General features: G+C 65.8%; 13 protein-coding genes. 2 read left to right on the forward strand and 11 right to left on the reverse strand.

Features of this window, described 5'->3' with window-relative positions:
• The first annotated feature begins 7 nt into the window (after positions 1–7).
• Positions 8–730 (forward strand): hypothetical protein, encoded by a 723-nt coding sequence (locus ACSYDV_RS04095; protein WP_438322461.1) that lies wholly within the window; start codon positions 8–10, stop codon positions 728–730.
• Here ACSYDV_RS04095 and ACSYDV_RS04100 read toward each other — a convergent pair.
• Both ACSYDV_RS04100 and ACSYDV_RS04105 read right to left on the reverse strand, forming a co-directional pair.
• Positions 727–2130 carry an FAD/NAD(P)-binding protein gene (locus ACSYDV_RS04100; protein WP_438322462.1) on the reverse strand — a complete coding sequence of 468 codons (1404 nt, stop codon included), beginning with the start codon at positions 2128–2130 and terminating at the stop codon, positions 727–729. The genes ACSYDV_RS04095 and ACSYDV_RS04100 overlap by 4 nt on opposite strands.
• A complete protein-coding gene (locus ACSYDV_RS04105) occupies positions 2127–3020 on the reverse strand; it encodes a TauD/TfdA dioxygenase family protein (RefSeq protein WP_438322463.1) in 894 nt (297 codons plus the stop codon). The genes ACSYDV_RS04100 and ACSYDV_RS04105 overlap by 4 nt, the downstream gene beginning before the upstream one ends.
• A 280-nt stretch (positions 3021–3300) precedes the next feature.
• Here ACSYDV_RS04105 and ACSYDV_RS04110 point away from each other — a divergent pair, with 280 nt between their 5' ends.
• Positions 3301–4875 (forward strand): EAL domain-containing protein, encoded by a 1575-nt coding sequence (locus ACSYDV_RS04110; RefSeq protein WP_438322464.1) that lies wholly within the window; start codon positions 3301–3303, stop codon positions 4873–4875.
• A gap of 30 nt (positions 4876–4905) precedes the next feature.
• Here ACSYDV_RS04110 and ACSYDV_RS04115 read toward each other — a convergent pair whose 3' ends face one another.
• The 9 genes from ACSYDV_RS04115 to ACSYDV_RS04155 all read right to left on the reverse strand — a co-directional run bounded on the left by ACSYDV_RS04115 (position 4906) and on the right by ACSYDV_RS04155 (position 15487).
• Positions 4906–5418, reverse strand: a complete 513-nt coding sequence (locus ACSYDV_RS04115; RefSeq protein ID WP_438322465.1) for an Mpo1 family 2-hydroxy fatty acid dioxygenase — start codon at positions 5416–5418, stop codon at positions 4906–4908.
• A 287-nt stretch (positions 5419–5705) separates the two neighbouring features.
• A complete protein-coding gene (locus ACSYDV_RS04120) occupies positions 5706–6557 on the reverse strand; it encodes an ROK family protein (protein ID WP_438322466.1) in 852 nt (283 codons plus the stop codon).
• Positions 6558–6562: 5 nt separating this feature from the next.
• On the reverse strand, positions 6563–7270 hold the full coding sequence (locus ACSYDV_RS04125; protein ID WP_438322467.1) for a FadR/GntR family transcriptional regulator: 708 nt from the start codon (positions 7268–7270) through the stop codon (positions 6563–6565).
• The gene (locus ACSYDV_RS04130; protein WP_438322468.1) at positions 7267–8016 is read right to left on the reverse strand and encodes a helix-turn-helix transcriptional regulator; all 750 of its coding nucleotides are present in this window, start codon (positions 8014–8016) and stop codon (positions 7267–7269) included. The genes ACSYDV_RS04125 and ACSYDV_RS04130 overlap by 4 nt, the downstream gene beginning before the upstream one ends.
• A gap of 53 nt (positions 8017–8069) precedes the next feature.
• Positions 8070–9377, reverse strand: a complete 1308-nt coding sequence (locus tag ACSYDV_RS04135) for an MFS transporter (protein WP_438322469.1) — start codon at positions 9375–9377, stop codon at positions 8070–8072.
• Positions 9377–10780 carry an FAD-binding oxidoreductase gene (locus tag ACSYDV_RS04140; RefSeq protein ID WP_438322470.1) on the reverse strand — a complete coding sequence of 468 codons (1404 nt, stop codon included), beginning with the start codon at positions 10778–10780 and terminating at the stop codon, positions 9377–9379. The genes ACSYDV_RS04135 and ACSYDV_RS04140 overlap by 1 nt, the downstream gene beginning before the upstream one ends.
• Before the next feature lie 2 nt (positions 10781–10782).
• On the reverse strand, positions 10783–12909 hold the full coding sequence (locus ACSYDV_RS04145; protein ID WP_438322471.1) for a TonB-dependent receptor: 2127 nt from the start codon (positions 12907–12909) through the stop codon (positions 10783–10785).
• A gap of 314 nt (positions 12910–13223) precedes the next feature.
• Complete coding sequence (locus tag ACSYDV_RS04150; protein ID WP_438322472.1) at positions 13224–13997, reverse strand: SDR family NAD(P)-dependent oxidoreductase; 774 nt, start codon at positions 13995–13997, stop codon at positions 13224–13226.
• Positions 13998–14002: 5 nt separating this feature from the next.
• Complete coding sequence (locus ACSYDV_RS04155; RefSeq protein WP_438322473.1) at positions 14003–15487, reverse strand: carboxylesterase/lipase family protein; 1485 nt, start codon at positions 15485–15487, stop codon at positions 14003–14005.
• Positions 15488–15526: the final 39 nt, after the last annotated feature.

Here is a 15526-nt window from a genome sequence, read left to right on the forward strand (position 1 = left end):
CATGACGATGAGCGAAGTCGACAAGATCCGGATTTCGGCGACATCGGCGATCGAGAGATCGCGCGAACGCCGCCGCCCGATCGGGACGAAAAGCGTCGCGTTGCGCCGGCAGCATATTTTCAAGAAGCTCGGGCGCATTCTCGTCGCGGGCGGGGTGGTGCTCGTCGGCGCCGCCTTGTTCGGGACATTGATCCAGCCGCTCGGTTTCCTCGGCCTGCTCGCGCTGATCGTTTTGCTGGTCGGGGTCGGGGTATTGTTCGGCAAATGGCCGCCCTTCCCTGAGCCGCGCCAGGCCGATCTGCCCAAGACCGATCTGAAACAGCTCGCGGGGCGCACCGAAATCTGGCTGGAGGCGCAGCGCCCGATGCTGCCCGCGCCGGCCAAGACGCTGGTCGACGACATCGGGGTCCAGCTCGACCTGCTCGCGCCGCAGCTCCAGACGCTCGATGCGGCGAGCCCGGCGGCGGCAAATATCCGCAAGTTGGTGGGCGAAGATCTGCCCGAACTGGTCGCGGGCTATCAGCGCATCCCGGCGGGCCTCCGCAAGGAAGCGCATGCCGGGCGCACCCCCGACGAAACGCTCGTCGGCGGGCTGAAAATGCTGGAAAGCGAAATCGGCAATGCGGCGCGGAGCCTCGCTGCGGGCGATCTCGACAAGCTCGCAACGCGCGAACGCTATCTCCAGCTCAAATATCAGGGCATCGACGGCGAGGACACGCCCGGCGGCTAAAGCCCCTCGCCGCCCATCCAGTGGGCGTTGACCAGCCGCCGCGCGAGCGCGCTCACCTGAATGCGAATGTCGGGGACGGCGACGACTTCCCACAAATCGCCGCGCGTCATCGGGCCGATCGCCAATATATGCTCGGACGCGCGGCCCTGGGCATCGACGACATGGCTGTCGCGATCGATGTCGAGCCCCAGCCGCAGCGCATCGGGACGGATGCGCCCCTTCGCCAGCATATGGCGGACGAGCGGGTCGGACGAGCGGAGCAGATCGCCCTGCGGGCCGGTGCAATTGATCATCCGCGCCGCGCGCGTCGTTTCCAGCCCCGCTTCCCCGCGCGGCCGCCACGATATGGCCAGACCATCGCGCTCGACCGCCACATCGGCGATCTTGCCCGCGCGAAAATGCAATTGTCCCGATGCGACCAGCGCGTCGATCCGGTCGGCCACATCGGGCGCCAGCCGGTGGCGATGGACGTCCCAGAAGGGACGGAGGTGACGCAGGAAGCGCGCGCGCTTTCCGGCATCGGCGGACGCCCACATCATCTGGGTGATCGGGCGGATTGAGTCGACGACCAGCCGCCAGTCGCGTGTCCCGGCTTCGCCGCGCGCCCAGCCCACCAGCTCGGAAAGCTCGGGCGCGGGCTTGGCGAGCACCGGGCGCGGCGCGGGAAGCCCGTCGAGGTGGCGGTGCGGGCGCAGCCCGCGGCGCGACAAGGCGGTGATCGGGCCGGTAAAGCCGCGCGAAGCCAGCCGCAGAATGACGTCGATCGCGGTGAGCCCGGTGCCGACGACCAGCAGCGGCGCATCGCGCGGCAAGCCCTCGTCGAAGGGCGCCGCCCACGGGTCGCCGATATAGCGATGCGCCGGAAGGCCCGCCCCCGCGAGAGCGGGCGGGTCGTGCGGCGGCAGATTGCCGATGGCCAGCACCGCGCGGTCGGCCTCAACCAGCCCGCCGTTGACGAGCCCCAGCGTCACCTGTCCGCGCTTTTCCTCGATATCGAGTACTTCGTCATCGATCAGCTTCAACCGGCGGCTGTGACGCTCCATCGCGGCGGCCAGCGTTTCGCGCAAATAACGGCCATAGGTCGCGCGGGTGACAAAGGCATTGCCGCACCCCAGCCCGCGCGCCTCCAGCCATTGGCAGAAATGGTCGGGGCGGTCGGCAAAGGCGCTCATATTCGCGGCGCGCACGTTCAGAAAATGCGCCGAATCCGAACTGCTATACGCGACCCCGCCGCCCATCCGGTGCCGGTCGCGCTCGATCAGCAGCACCTCGACATCGGCCTGCTCGACAAGGTTGATCGCGAGCAAGGTCCCCGAAAAGCCCGCGCCGACGATCGCGACGCGGGTCGCGGTGCGCAGGCGCGGACGCGGATGGTGAAGCTCGGTCCCGACGAAATTCACGGGCGCACCACATCGCCCGAGACGGTGACGCGTTCGAGCACGCGGTGCGCAGGCCAGTAATCGCCGACCGCATAATGCTGGGTCGACCGGTTGTCCCAGATGCCGATGGCATTGGGGGTCCAGCGGAAACGCACCTGATATTCGGGCACCTTGATGCGGTCGAACAGCAGGCGAAGCAGGCTGTCGCTCTCATCCTCTTCCAGCCCGACAATGCGGCTGGTGAAGGTGTAATTGACGTACAGGATCTTCTCGCCGGTTTCGGGATGGGTGCGCACGACGGGATGGCGGACCGGCGGGAAGTCGCGGGCAAGCTGTGCGCGCTTTTCCTCCGACACCCGGCCGCCGAAGCTGCGCACGATGTCATGTTCGGCCTCCAGCCCCTCGATCCGGTCCTTCACCGCTTGCGGCAGACCGGCATAGGCGGCGGCGGTGTCGGCCCACATCGTATCGCCGCCCAGCGGCGGCAGGGTCCGCGCGCGCAGGATCGACGCGATCGACGGCCGCTCGCGGAAGGTCACGTCGGTGTGCCATTTGTTATAAGCCTGAAAGGGCGCGAGCGTGTCCGCCGAAAGCTGGACGCCCTCGACCCCCTCGATCCGCAGCACCTCGGGATAACCCGGGACATGCGGGATCACCGGATGGCCTTCGATCTCGCCGAAAAACTGCCCCAGCCGGACATGGCTTTCATAGCTGATGTCCTGATCGCGAAAAAAGAGGACTTTGAATTCGAGCCAGGCGTTGCGGAGCAGATCGCCCTCTTCGGACGACAGCGGCCGGTTGAGGTCGAGCCCGCCGATTTCGGCCCCGATCGTCGGGGTCGAAGGCAGAATCGCAATGCCCAGCGAACGGGCGGTATCGAACAGATCGGGGGTCTCGGCCTTGCTGGCCATGGGCACTCTCCTCTTATCGAAAATGGACATCGGCCCGGTCGACTCGTGTACGTCCCGACGCCGCAACATTAACTCAATCAATTTAATTGACAAGATGGTCGCGCCCAGACGAGCGAAAGCCGCGACTGATCGTGCCCGCGCCGCCCGGCAAAATCGCACGGCTGCGGCAATTCCCTTGCGAAGACCGATCGGTTAGGCATTTGTCCGATTGGGACAGATGGATGTCAGTGTCGCGACAATGTGGCAAACGGCATCCTGAACAGGTCGGGCGAGGACCAGCATGCAGCGACGAACGATCTTGATCATTGCGGCATGCCTGGCGATTTGCGCCGGCGTCGCGCCGCTTGCGGCGATGGCCTATCTCTCGCAGGCCCGAGCGACGCGGGCCGAGCAGGACCATCTTGCCGAATATGCGCGGTGGACGCTGACGCGGGCCGACCGGACGCTGAACGAAGCCGGGAACAGCCTGGAGCAGCTGACGGGGCTGGGCAACTGCACAGAAGCGCATATTGCTCGGATGCGCCAGCTGGCGGTCGATGTGCGCTCGGTCGAGGAAATCGGCTATTATCAGGGCGGAAGGCTGGCATGCACCAGCTGGGGCCCGGTTCAGGATATCGTGCCCCAGGGCAAGCCGCATGAGCGGCTTGCGAACGGGCAAAGCCTGTATTTCGATATCATGCCCCGCATCAGCCGGGGCGGCAAAATGCTGGTGCTCAGCGATGGCACGCACAACGCGCTGATCCAGCCGCAGCGCATGGTCGATGTCCTGCTCGACAGCCATATGACGGTGGGCGTCGCGACCCGGAAGGGGCGGCTGATCGCCCTGTCGGGCCAGGCCGATCCGCGCCTCGTCGCGCGGCTGACCCGGACGGCGGCCAGCGGGATGGACGATCAGCATATGTTCGCGGCCGCAAGCACACCGACGCTGATCGCCTTTGCGATCAGCGACCGCTCGGCGATCGAGGACCATCTGGGCCGCGAACTGCGGCTGCTGATCCCGATCGGGCTGATCGTGTCCGCCATTTTGATCGGGGTGATCGCCTGGGTATCGCGCGACCGGCTTTCGCCGCAAAAGGAACTGGCACACGCGATCCGCAAGCGCGAGTTTATCGCGCATTATCAACCGATCATCGAACTTTCGACCGGATTATGCGTCGGCGCCGAAGCGCTGATCCGGTGGCGCGGCCCCGACGGCAAATGGATCGCCCCCGACCTGTTCTTGCCGCTGGCCGAAGAAACCGGCCTGATCGCGGGCATCACCGATCTGCTGATCGAACGCGTCGTCGAGGATATGGCGCACATGCTGACCACCGAACGATCGGTCCATGTCGCGATCAATATCGCCGCCAGCGACATGGAAAGCGGACGCTTTCTGCCGGTTCTGAAAGCCGCACTGGCGCGGTCCGGGGTCGCGCCGTCGCAAATCTGGCTGGAGGCGACCGAGCGGGGCTTTATGGATGCCGAAGCGGCGCGCCGGACGATCGAGGCGGCCCGTGCCGAAGGGCATATGGTCGCGGTCGACGATTTCGGCACCGGCTATTCCAGCCTCTCGCTGCTCGAAACCCTGCCGCTCGACGCACTCAAGATCGACCAGAGCTTCGTCACAGCGATCGGCAAGGATACTGCGACCAGCATCGTGACGCCGCATATCATCGACATGGCGCACAGCCTGAAATTCCATATCGTCGCCGAGGGTGTCGAGACGGCCGAGCAGGAGGAATATCTGCGCAAGGCCGGGGTCGAATTCGTTCAGGGCTGGCTCTATGCCAAAGCACTGCCAGCCGATGCGTTCGTCACCTATTATCGCGAGCGCAACGGCGGGAAGGTCTCGTCCTTCCTGAAATTTCCGCAATAGCGCGAGCGGGGCCGTTCGCCCCACCGCCCCTCAGCGCGTGGCGGCGCGAACCGGGCCCGAGCGTTCCTCGACGACGCGGCGCACATCGTCGCGCAGCCCCAGCCAGAAGGCGACTTCGGCAACGATGAACAGCGGCCCGACGGCAAGCCCCATCACATCGTCGACGAACGCCGGTTTGCGTCCCTCATAATAATGGCCGACGAACTGGATGACCCAGCCGACCAGAAACAGGCCGAGCCCCCATCCCAGCCACACGGCGGTCGATTCTGCCGCGAGTATCTGTCCGGCAAGCACGCTCAACGCGAGCAACAGGGTCATCACGGCGCCGAACCGCAGATCGAGCCGCAAATAGAAGAGCGAGCCGACGACGCCGACCAGAACGGCCGGCGACAAGGGCCAGCCAAACAGGAGCAAAGACGGACGCGACAATAATATCGCAACCGCAACGACGATCATTGGAATCCCGATCACATGGGTAACAATATTACGGGAATCGCGGTGATAGGCGGCATATTGCGCAAGATGGTCCGTAAGCGATTTCATCGACACTCTCCTCATGCGGCTTTTCATATCATTATCATGGCGCCTTACCAGATTGTTTTTGGCAATCCATCAAGACAATCATTTCGTCGACATGAATATTACTTGGACGAGATATGAAACTACAGCGTACAGCGGCAACATACGGCCCGTCCATTCACGACATGGCCGAGAGCCGCCTTTGCTTTACTGATAATCGACGTGTCGGCGGCCGCACCATCGACCGGCTGATAGGCCGTAGCCGGTCTCGGCGTGGCCTTCGGCTACGGACTTTCGGAAAAATTCAGACGCTATTTCCCTGCGTCCAGCGCCAGCGCGAGCGACCCGTAAGGGCCAGCACAGGCTCCAAGGCCCGGCGTTTCTATCAAAAGGTCATAATCTCTGTCGGCGCCGTAACCACCCAGACTCTTTTGGAGATACTCGCGGATCAGCTCCAGCAACTGCGGCTGACCCAGCGCCACACCCCCGCCGATCAGGATGCGTTGCGGCAGGGTGGTCAGCACCAGATTGTGACACAAGGAGGCAATCGCGTGCGCGGCATGGCGCCACGCGTCGTCGTCTGACGCAATATCCCGGCCCCGCTTTCCGGCGCGCGCCTCGATCGCCGGACCGCTTGCCAAGCCCTCGACGCAGTCCCCGTGATAGACACAGCATCCTTCGAACAGGTCGCCCGGCAGCTTCGGCACGCGCTGATGCCCCGCCTCGCTATGGCCCGCTCCGCGCAATATCCGGCGTCCGGAAATGGAACCAACGCCGATGCCCGTGCCGATCGTGACATAGGCCCAGCTGGCGAGCCCCTGCGCCGCGCCCCAAAGCCCCTCCGCAAGCGCCGCACCATTCACATCGGTGTCGATGACAAAGGGGATCCCGCGCGCCAGCGAAGTGAGGTCGGCACCGCTCCAGCCGGGCTTGGGCGTCGAGATGATGCTGCCGAATTTCGGCGACGTGCGGTCGAGATCGAGCGGCCCGAAACTGGCGATGCCGAGCGATCGGAAATCCCACACGTCGAGAACATGCGCGATCGCCGCGAGCGTTTCTTCCGGACTATTGGTCGCAATCTCGACCTGCGCCCGCACATCGTCGGGCCCGGTGCCCAACGTGCAGATACATTTGGTGCCGCCCAGTTCTACGCCCGCCAACATGCGCTTTAATATTGATCCCTGAGCATTTCGCCGATCGAGTTGTTGAAATGGCTTTCCATCGCGGAGCGCGCCCTTGCGGCATCGCGCGCCGCGATCGCTTCGGCGACCTCATTGTGCAGCGCGAGCGTCTCCTTACGCTCTTCGTGCGTCGTCCGCCCCGCCCAGGCGCGCGGGATCGCGACCGCCATCAACTGCTCGAACGAGCGGACGATCTGATAGAAAAGCTGGTTGCCGCTCGCTTCCGCGATCGTCTGATGAAAAGCCGTGTCGGCGGCCGTGCGCGTCGCCTCGTCATGACCGACCGAGAGGCCGTGCGCCGCGGCGAGGATCGCGCGCGCCTGCTCGTCGCTCCGGTTGATTGCCGCGAGTTCGGCGGTGCGCAGTTCGAGCGTCCGCCGCACCTCCCACACATCGGCCAGGCTGACCTGCGCGGTATTGACCGCGTGGCCCATCGACGCCGCCATCACCGATCCGTCGATCGCGCCGACGCGCGGCTTGCGGCCGTTGCCGACGTCGACGAGGCGGAGCGCGGCCAGCGCGCCGAACGCCTCGCGCATCACCGGGCGGCTGACGCCGAGTTGCTGCGCAAAGCTTCCCTCACCCGGCAGGGTGTCGCCGACTTTCAGGTCGTTGATACGGATGAAATCGCGCACCGACTCGACCGCCCGTTCGACCAGCGAGCCGCGCGCTCCGGGATCGAGCATCCCGGTCATGCCGCAATTCCCACGCGCCGCATGGCGGTCGGCGCCATGCCGAAGCGGCGAGAGAAAGCGCGCGTGAAGCTGGCGTTGTTGAGATAGCCGCAGCGATAGCCGATGCTCGCGACCGGCAGGTCGCTCGCAGCCAGCATTTGCCGCGCGTGCCGCAGGCGGCGCTCGCTCAGCGCCTCTGCAATGCTGCATTGGTATAGTTCACGAAAACCGCGGGTGAGCTTGTCGCGGTTTATGCCGCAGCTTTTGGCGATATTGTCGATCGTCAGCTTTTCATGCCAGCGCGTATCGACGATCTGCCGCGCCGCAGCGATCCGCGCGATGTCGCCTTCGGTCAGGCTCGACGGGCCCTCTACCGGAACCAGATCCCCCGCACGCAGCGCGGCGAAAAACTGGCAGAGGAGTTCGATGCTGCGCGCAAGGCGCAACGTGTCCGCTGCCGCATCGTCGCAATCGGGGGCGACGATCGATTGGCCGAGCGCGCGGAGGTCCGAGGGCAAATACCAGCGCGCATCGGAATCGGGCAAATCGCCGAACAGACGGCGGCAGGCGCCGCGCGATACCGCGAAAACGAGCAGATGCTCCTCTGCCTCAAGCTCGGAAAAGCTCAGCATACGGACGATGAGTTCGCCGAAATCGCCAAAGCCGAGCAGCAGCGCGTCGGGCGGCAGCAACAGGCGATCGCATGCTCCGCGGCCAATATAGGTCGTCATTTCTGGCGACACGATCACCGGATGTTTTGAAGGCATAGCCCAACTCTCCCTGCGTTCGGCCTAGACCTATCTTACAGCTTTTGCAAGAGCTATCTTACAGGTTCCGGCGCGCGCCGCATCGCGAGCAGGAAGGCAAAGAAGGACAAGGCGCTGACGATGACGCCGACCAGCGCCAGCGCCTCGGCCAGCATCGCCTCGCCGCCCATCAGCGCGCTCACCCGCGTGACGACCCATGGCGCAAGCCCGAATCCGATCAATCCGGCGATCGCAATGAAGGCGCCGATGCAAAGGCCGCGCAGCTCGTTCGGCAGCATCACGGTCAGCGCGACCGATACCACCAGCCCCGTGACCGCACCGCACATCGACATCACACCCAGCGCGACCGCAAGGCCGGTCACGCTGGGCATCAGCGGGAACAGCGCGGCCGGCACCCCGATCCCCGCCGCGATGACCGCGCCCAGCAGGATGCCGCCGCGGCGGCGGCTCTTCTGTCCCAGGTCGGCGGAAATCCCGCCAAGCACCGCACCCGCGACGCCGGTGCCGAACATCAGCGCGCCGACCCAGCCGGCAAATTGCTGCGGCTGCAGCCCGAAATCGCGCGACAGGACCGGCGCGACCCACACGGTCGCCGCGACGTCGGCCATGACGACCGCAACCTGTCCCGCGAAAAGCGGCCCGAGAAACGCGCGGCGCGCCCACAGTTCGGCGGCGACGATGCGGAACGGCGCATCGGGGCTCGCCTCGACCTCGCGCCGCACGGGTTCGCGCAGGAACAGCAGGGGCAGCAGGCAGAGCGCGCTGATCGCGGCCAGCAGTACATGCGCGCCGCGCCACGGCGCGAGGCCGGCAAGCCAGCCCGGCGCATCGAAATCGGTAAGCAATCCGAACAGCCAGCCCGTCAGCGCAAAGCCGAGCGCGACGCCCAGCGCCTTGCCCAGATTGACGATCAGCATGGCGCGACCGCGCTGTTCGGGCGCGCAAAAATCGGCGCATAGCGAGAGCGCAGCGGTGAGCGCCCCGGTCGAGCCGATGCCGACGAGCATCCGCGCCGCGGTGAGCAGCCCCGCGCTCGGCGCGAAAGCGGTGAGCAAGGTGCCGAGCGTCCAGAGCAGCGCCAGTCCGATGGTCAGCCGCACGCGGTTGCGGCGATCGACGAGGATGCCGATCGGGATCGAAAAAATCACCATCGGCACGGCGGCGCCCAGCCCCTGAATCAAGGCCAGCGCATCGTCGCTCAGCCCCAGTTCGGCCTTGGCGCTTTCCTGAACCGTGCCGAAGCTGCCGAGCGCGGTGAAGCCCATCGTCGTCGCGAGCGCGAGCAGCAACAGCGGGACGAGCGTCGCGGGCGCGGTCAGGCGCGAAGCGGGCGCGGCGAGCGGTTCGGCGTGCGTCGCCATCAAAGTGTGAAAATCTTGCCCGGGTTGAGCAGATTTTGCGGATCGAGGGCGCGCTTGATCATCCGCATCTGTTCGACCGCGCCGCCCAGTTCGGCGACGAGCCATGCTTGCTTGCCGATGCCGATGCCATGCTCGCCGGTGCAGGTGCCGTCCATCGCGAGCGCGCGCTCGACGAGGCGGGCGTTGATCGCCTCCACCTCTGCCATTTCCTCGGGGGCGTCGGGATCGATCGAAAAGATGACGTGGAAATTTCCGTCGCCGACATGACCGAGGATCGTCGCGGGGACGCTGGCGGCATCGAGATCGACATGTGTCTCGGCGATGCATTCGGCCAGCCGGCTGATCGGCACGCAGACGTCGGTGGCCCAGCCGATCGCGCCGGCGCGCATGTTGATCGCGGCATAATAGGCCTCGTGCCGCGCGCGCCACAGCCGGGTGCGCTCCTCGGGCAGGTTCGACCAGCTGAACGCGCTGCCGCCGTTCGCCTCGGCGAGCGACTTTACCGTTTCGACCTGTTCGGCGACGTGGCCCGCGCTGCCGTGAAATTCGAAGAACAGCGTCGGCGCTTCGGGATAGTCGAGCTTCGACCAGCGGTTGACGGCTATCATCTGCTTTGCGTCGAGAATTTCGACGCGCGCCAGCGGCACCGCGCACTGGATCGACTGGACGACGGTATCGACCGCGCCGCCGAGCGTGTCGAAGCTGCACACCGCCGCCGATATGGTGTCGGGCACCGGATGCAGGCGCAGCGTCACTTCGGTCAGGATGCCAAGCGTCCCCTCCGATCCGACATAGAGCCTGGTCAGGTCATAACCCGCCGCCGATTTGCGCGCCCGGCGCGCGGTGCGGATCACCTCGCCCTGCGGCGTCACGACTTCGAGGCTGAGCACGGCGTCCTTCATCGTTCCGTACCGCACCGCGTTGGTCCCCGATGCGCGGGTCGATGCCATGCCGCCGATCGTCGCATTGGCGCCGGGGTCGATCGGGAAGAACAGCCCCTGATCGCGCAGATGGACATTCAGCTCCTCGCGGCGCACGCCGGGCTGGACGACGCAGTCGAAATCCTCGGCATTCACCGCGACGATCCGGTCCATCAGGCTCATGTCGAGCGAGATACCCCCCTGAACCGCGAGCGCATTGCCCTCGATCGAGGTCCCCGCGCCGAACGGGACGATCGGAATGTCGGCGGCCGAGCACAGCTGCACCAGCGCGACAACATCGTCGGTCGACGTCGCGAAGACGACGGCGTCGGGCAGCACGGGCGCGAAATGCGATTCGCTCGATCCATGCTGTCCCAGCACCGCTTCGCTCCGCTGGAAACGGTCGCCAAACCGTTCCTCCAGCGCCGCCACCAGACTGGCGGGAAGCGGCTTGCGCTCCCCTGTATGCGCCGTTCCCGCCATGGTCAGAACTTCAGGCTGGCGCGCACGCCATAACGGCGGCGGTCGCCGGTGATACCGAGGTCAGACGCCGGCAGGTTGGCGAGCTGAAGCGTCGTCTTTTCGATATAGCTTTCGAAATATTCGGTGTTGAAGATGTTGCTCGCGAAAAGCGCGACCTCGATCGGGCCGGTGCGATAGGCGATCGACGCGTTGGTCAGCCAATAGCTGTCGAGGATCGTCGGGGTCGTCTCGTTGAGCGTCGCGGCGAGGCGGCTGCCCTTCCCGACGAGGCCCGCGCTCAGCGTCAGGTCGGTGTCCCCGCCGGTCTCGATCCGGTAATCGGTCGCGAAGCTTGCGGTCCAGTCGGGCTGGAAGGTCAGGCGGTCGGACGACAGCTGGCGCTTGGTGGTGTCGAAATAGGCGCTACCGTCGGTGATGCGCGCATGCATCCAGGTCAGACCGCCGCGCAGCGTCCAGTTCCGCACCGGGCGGACCATCGCTTCGAGTTCGACACCATAGCTTTCGACGTCGCCGGTATTGAGATCGACGGTGACGAGCCCGCCGCCCGCCGCCGGAGCGATCGAGTTGAGCCCGATATAATCCTTGTAATCGCTGTAGAAAACGCTGGCCGACAGATTGAGGCCCGGCGAGGCATATTTGGCGCCCGCTTCATAGGTCCAGGCCGAATCGCCGCGATAGGTGCGGGTCGGCGCGGTCGGCGCGTTAAACCCGCCGCCGCGATAGCCGCGCGCGACCGACACATAGGTCATCAGGTCGGGCGTCCATTTGCGCGTGACCGACAGCTTGGGCTGCCATTCGCTCGACTTGATGCGGGCGGTGGGGACGATCGCGCCCGACACCGATCCGTTGGCGACGCGATCTTCATGATCGTAACGCGCCCCGAGCGCGATTTCCCAGTCGAGGTTCGGTTTCCAGAAAACCGTACCGAAGGCGGCATAGGTGTCGGCGACATTTTTTGCGCTGGTGGTGCGCACGATGTTGATGGCCCCGAGCGAAATCGTGTCGCGGGCCTGCGCCTGCACCATCTCGTTGCTATAGAATACACCGAACAGCGTGGAGAACTGGTCCGACCACTCGCTGTCGAGCCGCGATTCGAGCGTCATGGTGCGCAGGCTGTCGCGCGCGACCGTGCGGACGATGTTGGCCGGTCCGAAATCGCCCTCGCCGTCCGGCGTAAAGCCGTTGCGCATGTCATAGGCGCCGATCACGCTGAGCTTCGACCCGCCGCCCAGATCGCCCTCTGCCCGCACATTGATGCCGCGATATTTGTACGACACGGCGTTGAGCGTGTTGAACTGCACGTCGCGCGAATAATCCTTCGGCCCGGTGACCCGCGAATAGGGCGTGTTCACCCCGTCGACCCAGTCATAATAGCCTTTGACCGTCAGCGTGAAATCGTCCGACGGCGTCACGCGCAGCGTTGCGTTGATCGTATCGGTGTTGAACGGATTGGCATCGCCGCCGATCACGCTGTTGCGCAGGAAACCGTCCTGCTGGCGATGCGCGGCAGCGACGCGCAGCGCGACCTTGTCGGTGACGATCGGGCCCGAGACCGAACCCGACACCATCCAGCTATTGTCGGGACCGGCGTAGCTCGCGTTCGCGCGCACTTCGAAATCATTGCCCGGCTGGCGCGTGATGACGTTGATCGCGCCGCCCATCGTGTTCTTGCCGTACAGCGTCCCCTGCGGCCCGCGCAGCACTTCGATGCGTTCGACGTCGACCAGCGGATTGTTGAGATAGGCCGTATTCGGTTGATAGATGCCGTCGATGAACAGCCCGACGCCCGGCTGGACGCTCTGCACCAGCGTCACCCCGACACCGCGGATCGAAACGAAGGCGCGGCCGGTGCCGTCGCTGTTGATGTTGAGGCCGGGCGACAGAACCGCCGCCTCGCGCACCGAATTGAGCCCGCGCGCGGTCAGCGTGTCGCCGTCGATCGCGGTGACCGCAATCGGCACATCGGCCAGCGTTTCATCGCGCTTGCGCGCGGTGACGACGATCACGCCATCGTCTTCGGCTTCGGCAGCGGCCGGAGTGGCGGCGCTATCCTGCGCGACAGCAGGCGCGGCGCCCAGTGCGGCGGCGAGAACGAAGGTCGAAACGGCGGCAAATCGGAACTTGGTCATCAGGCATCCCCAAAAACGGCGGTCTCAGCCGCCCGTCGAAGACCTATATGACAGCTTTCCAACCTATATGAAAGGTCTGGTCATTGTGCCGATCCGCAGACTGGGTTTGCAGGGATGATTGGGGAAGCCGCCTTCCCCCTCGATGGGGGAGGGATACGCAGCCTTATCGCCACGGGCGATTAGGCGAAGTTGGATGGGGGTGACGGCGCGTCCTCGCACCATCGCTTCGGGACGAGGCCACACCCCCACCGCTGCGACCAGGCGATTGCATCGCCAAGTCTCGCTGCCTCCCCCATCAAGGGGGAGGTGGGGATTTACCAGCAGCTATAGCCGCCGTCGGCCAGCACGATGCTGCCGGTCATCAGGCTGGCCATGTCGGACGCCAGAAACAGGATCACCGACGCCACTTCCTCGGGCTCGCCCAGCCGCGCCTGCGGCGTCCCGTCGATCCAGCGGCGATACATCTCGCCCTGCTTGTCGGCGAACGCATTGAGCGGGGTGGCGATATAGGTTGGCGCGACCGCGTTGACGCGCACGCCCCGCCCCGCCCATTCGGCGGCGAGGCTCTTGGTGAGCTGGTGCACCGCCGCCTTCGACGCGTTGTAATAGCTTTGCGGCTGCGGCCGGTTGACGATGAAGCCCGACATCGACCCGACATTGACGATGCTCCCACGCCCCGCCGCGAGCATGTGCCGCCCGAACGCGCGCGCGCACCAGAAGCTGCCGTTGAGGTTCACGTCGAGCACGTTCAGCCAATGTTCGTCGGCGACATCCTCGGCCGCGGTTTCGCTGCGCGCGATCCCGGCGTTGTTGATCAGCATGTCGATCCGGCCGTCGCGCACCAGCATCGCGGCGGCGGCGGCATCGACCGCCGCGCTGTCGGTGACATCGAGCATCTGGGCAAAGACATCATAACCCTTGGCGGCGAGCGCGGCGACGGCGCGATCGAGCGCGGCGGTGTCACGATCGGCAATCGTCACCTTCGCGCCCGCTTCGGCCAGCGCCTCGGCAGCGGCAAGGCCGATGCCCTGCGCGCCGCCCGTGACGAAGGCGGTGCGCCCATCGAGACGCAGCTTGTCGAGATACATAGAAATTACTCCGGAACGAAGGCGGCGGCGGGCATCACGGGTTCGTGCAGCGCCTCGCCGCGCGTCGCCTGATACACCATCCGGTACGCGCCGAACTCGGGCCAGGGCATGGCCCCCTCGCGCGCGAAGCCGGTCCACAGGTCATGCACGCGATCGGCCAGCGCCTGCGGCGGATCCATCCCCGCCAGCCCGCGCGGGCCGGTGACGCTTGGCAGCGTCTTGAACACGAACGGCATCTCGATCCCGTGGCACGCGCCCAGTTCGCCGTCGCATGCGGGCGAGCGCCAGTCGAATTCATACATCCACGTCTTGCCCTGATGCGCGGCGGCATATTGCCGTGCGGGCCAGCGGAAGACGAGGTCGGTCATCGCGTCGGTCATCGCCGCGCCCGGCCGCACGCCCCGCTGTTTATAACCATAGGCCTTCAGCACCGCCTTCGCCTGCGGATGCGACCGGCCGAGCAGCCACCGCGCGAGCAGCCCGCCGATTTTCCGGCGCACCCCCGTCGGCACGAAATAGAGGTTCATCTCCTCGACATTGCTGCCGATGACGACTTCGACGTCGCGGCCGGCGCCTTTGCGCAGTGCGTCGATCGGCTTTTCGGGAAGCACATCGTCGCCCCAGACCGGAATGAAACGGCTGATCCCATAGACGGGTTCGTGGCCGTCCCCGTCGCGCAGGTCGAGGGCCCATGGCTTGCCGACCTTATCGAGCGCATCCATCGCGGCGGCGTGCGACACGGTACGAAAGCCGGCGGCGTCCGGGGTGACGCGCAATATTTTCGCAAGCTTTTTCACCAGCCGCCGGGCGACATCCACCTCCCGCACCATCGCGCCATGACCGCTCTGGATGATCGCGCGCCGGAACAAGCCGGTCGCGAGCGGCGAGGTGACGAGGTCGGCGATCGCCATGGCGCCCGCGCTCTCGCCGAACACGGTGACATTGGCGGCATCGCCGCCGAACGCGGCAATATTGCGCTGGACCCAGGCAAGCGCGAACAGCATGTCGCGCAGGCCAAGGTTGGTCGGCGCGCCGGGCACGGGCAGGAAACCGTCGATACCCATGCGATAGTTGATCGCGACGCACACGATGCCCGATGCGGCAAAGGCGGTGCCGTTGTGAACCGACGCATCCTTGCAGCCGCCAACAAAGCCGCCGCCGTGGATGAAGACCATCACCGGCGCGGCTTTGGCATCCTTCGGCGCCCAGATGTTGAGGCGAAGATAGTCGCCGTCACGGCCGTCGCTGCCCGGGCCGACGAGCGGCAACAGGTCGATTGCGGGAAAGGGCCTGATCCGGTGCGGCGCGGTCGGGCCCGGGTCGTCCATATCGCGCACGCCGTCCCAGCCGGCCGGCGGCTGCGGCAATTCGAAACGCTGCGGCGGAGCAGCGTAGGGGATGCCGAGAAAGCGCACGACGGAGCCGCCGATGCGGCCGCGGATTGCCCCGCCTTCAATCTGAACCAGCCGGCTATCTTGTTCTTCGATCATGGCGCCAGCGTATCATGCGATCCTCTTTTGCGCCTATGG

The organism is Sphingopyxis selenitireducens, assembly GCF_051550705.1.
In the GTDB taxonomy this organism is placed as follows: domain Bacteria; phylum Pseudomonadota; class Alphaproteobacteria; order Sphingomonadales; family Sphingomonadaceae; genus Sphingopyxis.

Excerpts from the sequence above, each read along its gene's own strand:
- ACSYDV_RS04130 (WP_438322468.1), bottom strand. The coding sequence starts at position 8,016 with ATGCCTTCAAAACATCCGGTGATCGTGTCGCCAGAAATGACGACCTAT.
- ACSYDV_RS04135 (WP_438322469.1), bottom strand. The coding sequence starts at position 9,377 with ATGGCGACGCACGCCGAACCGCTCGCCGCGCCCGCTTCGCGCCTGACC.
- ACSYDV_RS04105 (WP_438322463.1), bottom strand. The coding sequence starts at position 3,020 with ATGGCCAGCAAGGCCGAGACCCCCGATCTGTTCGATACCGCCCGTTCG.
- ACSYDV_RS04115 (WP_438322465.1), bottom strand. The coding sequence starts at position 5,418 with ATGAAATCGCTTACGGACCATCTTGCGCAATATGCCGCCTATCACCGC.
- ACSYDV_RS04145 (WP_438322471.1), bottom strand. The coding sequence starts at position 12,909 with ATGACCAAGTTCCGATTTGCCGCCGTTTCGACCTTCGTTCTCGCCGCC.
- ACSYDV_RS04125 (WP_438322467.1), bottom strand. The coding sequence starts at position 7,270 with ATGACCGGGATGCTCGATCCCGGAGCGCGCGGCTCGCTGGTCGAACGG.
- ACSYDV_RS04120 (WP_438322466.1), bottom strand. The coding sequence starts at position 6,557 with ATGTTGGCGGGCGTAGAACTGGGCGGCACCAAATGTATCTGCACGTTG.
- ACSYDV_RS04155 (WP_438322473.1), bottom strand. The coding sequence starts at position 15,487 with ATGATCGAAGAACAAGATAGCCGGCTGGTTCAGATTGAAGGCGGGGCA.
- ACSYDV_RS04150 (WP_438322472.1), bottom strand. The coding sequence starts at position 13,997 with ATGTATCTCGACAAGCTGCGTCTCGATGGGCGCACCGCCTTCGTCACG.
- ACSYDV_RS04110 (WP_438322464.1), top strand. The coding sequence starts at position 3,301 with ATGCAGCGACGAACGATCTTGATCATTGCGGCATGCCTGGCGATTTGC.
- ACSYDV_RS04095 (WP_438322461.1), top strand. The coding sequence starts at position 8 with ATGAGCGAAGTCGACAAGATCCGGATTTCGGCGACATCGGCGATCGAG.
- ACSYDV_RS04140 (WP_438322470.1), bottom strand. The coding sequence starts at position 10,780 with ATGGCGGGAACGGCGCATACAGGGGAGCGCAAGCCGCTTCCCGCCAGT.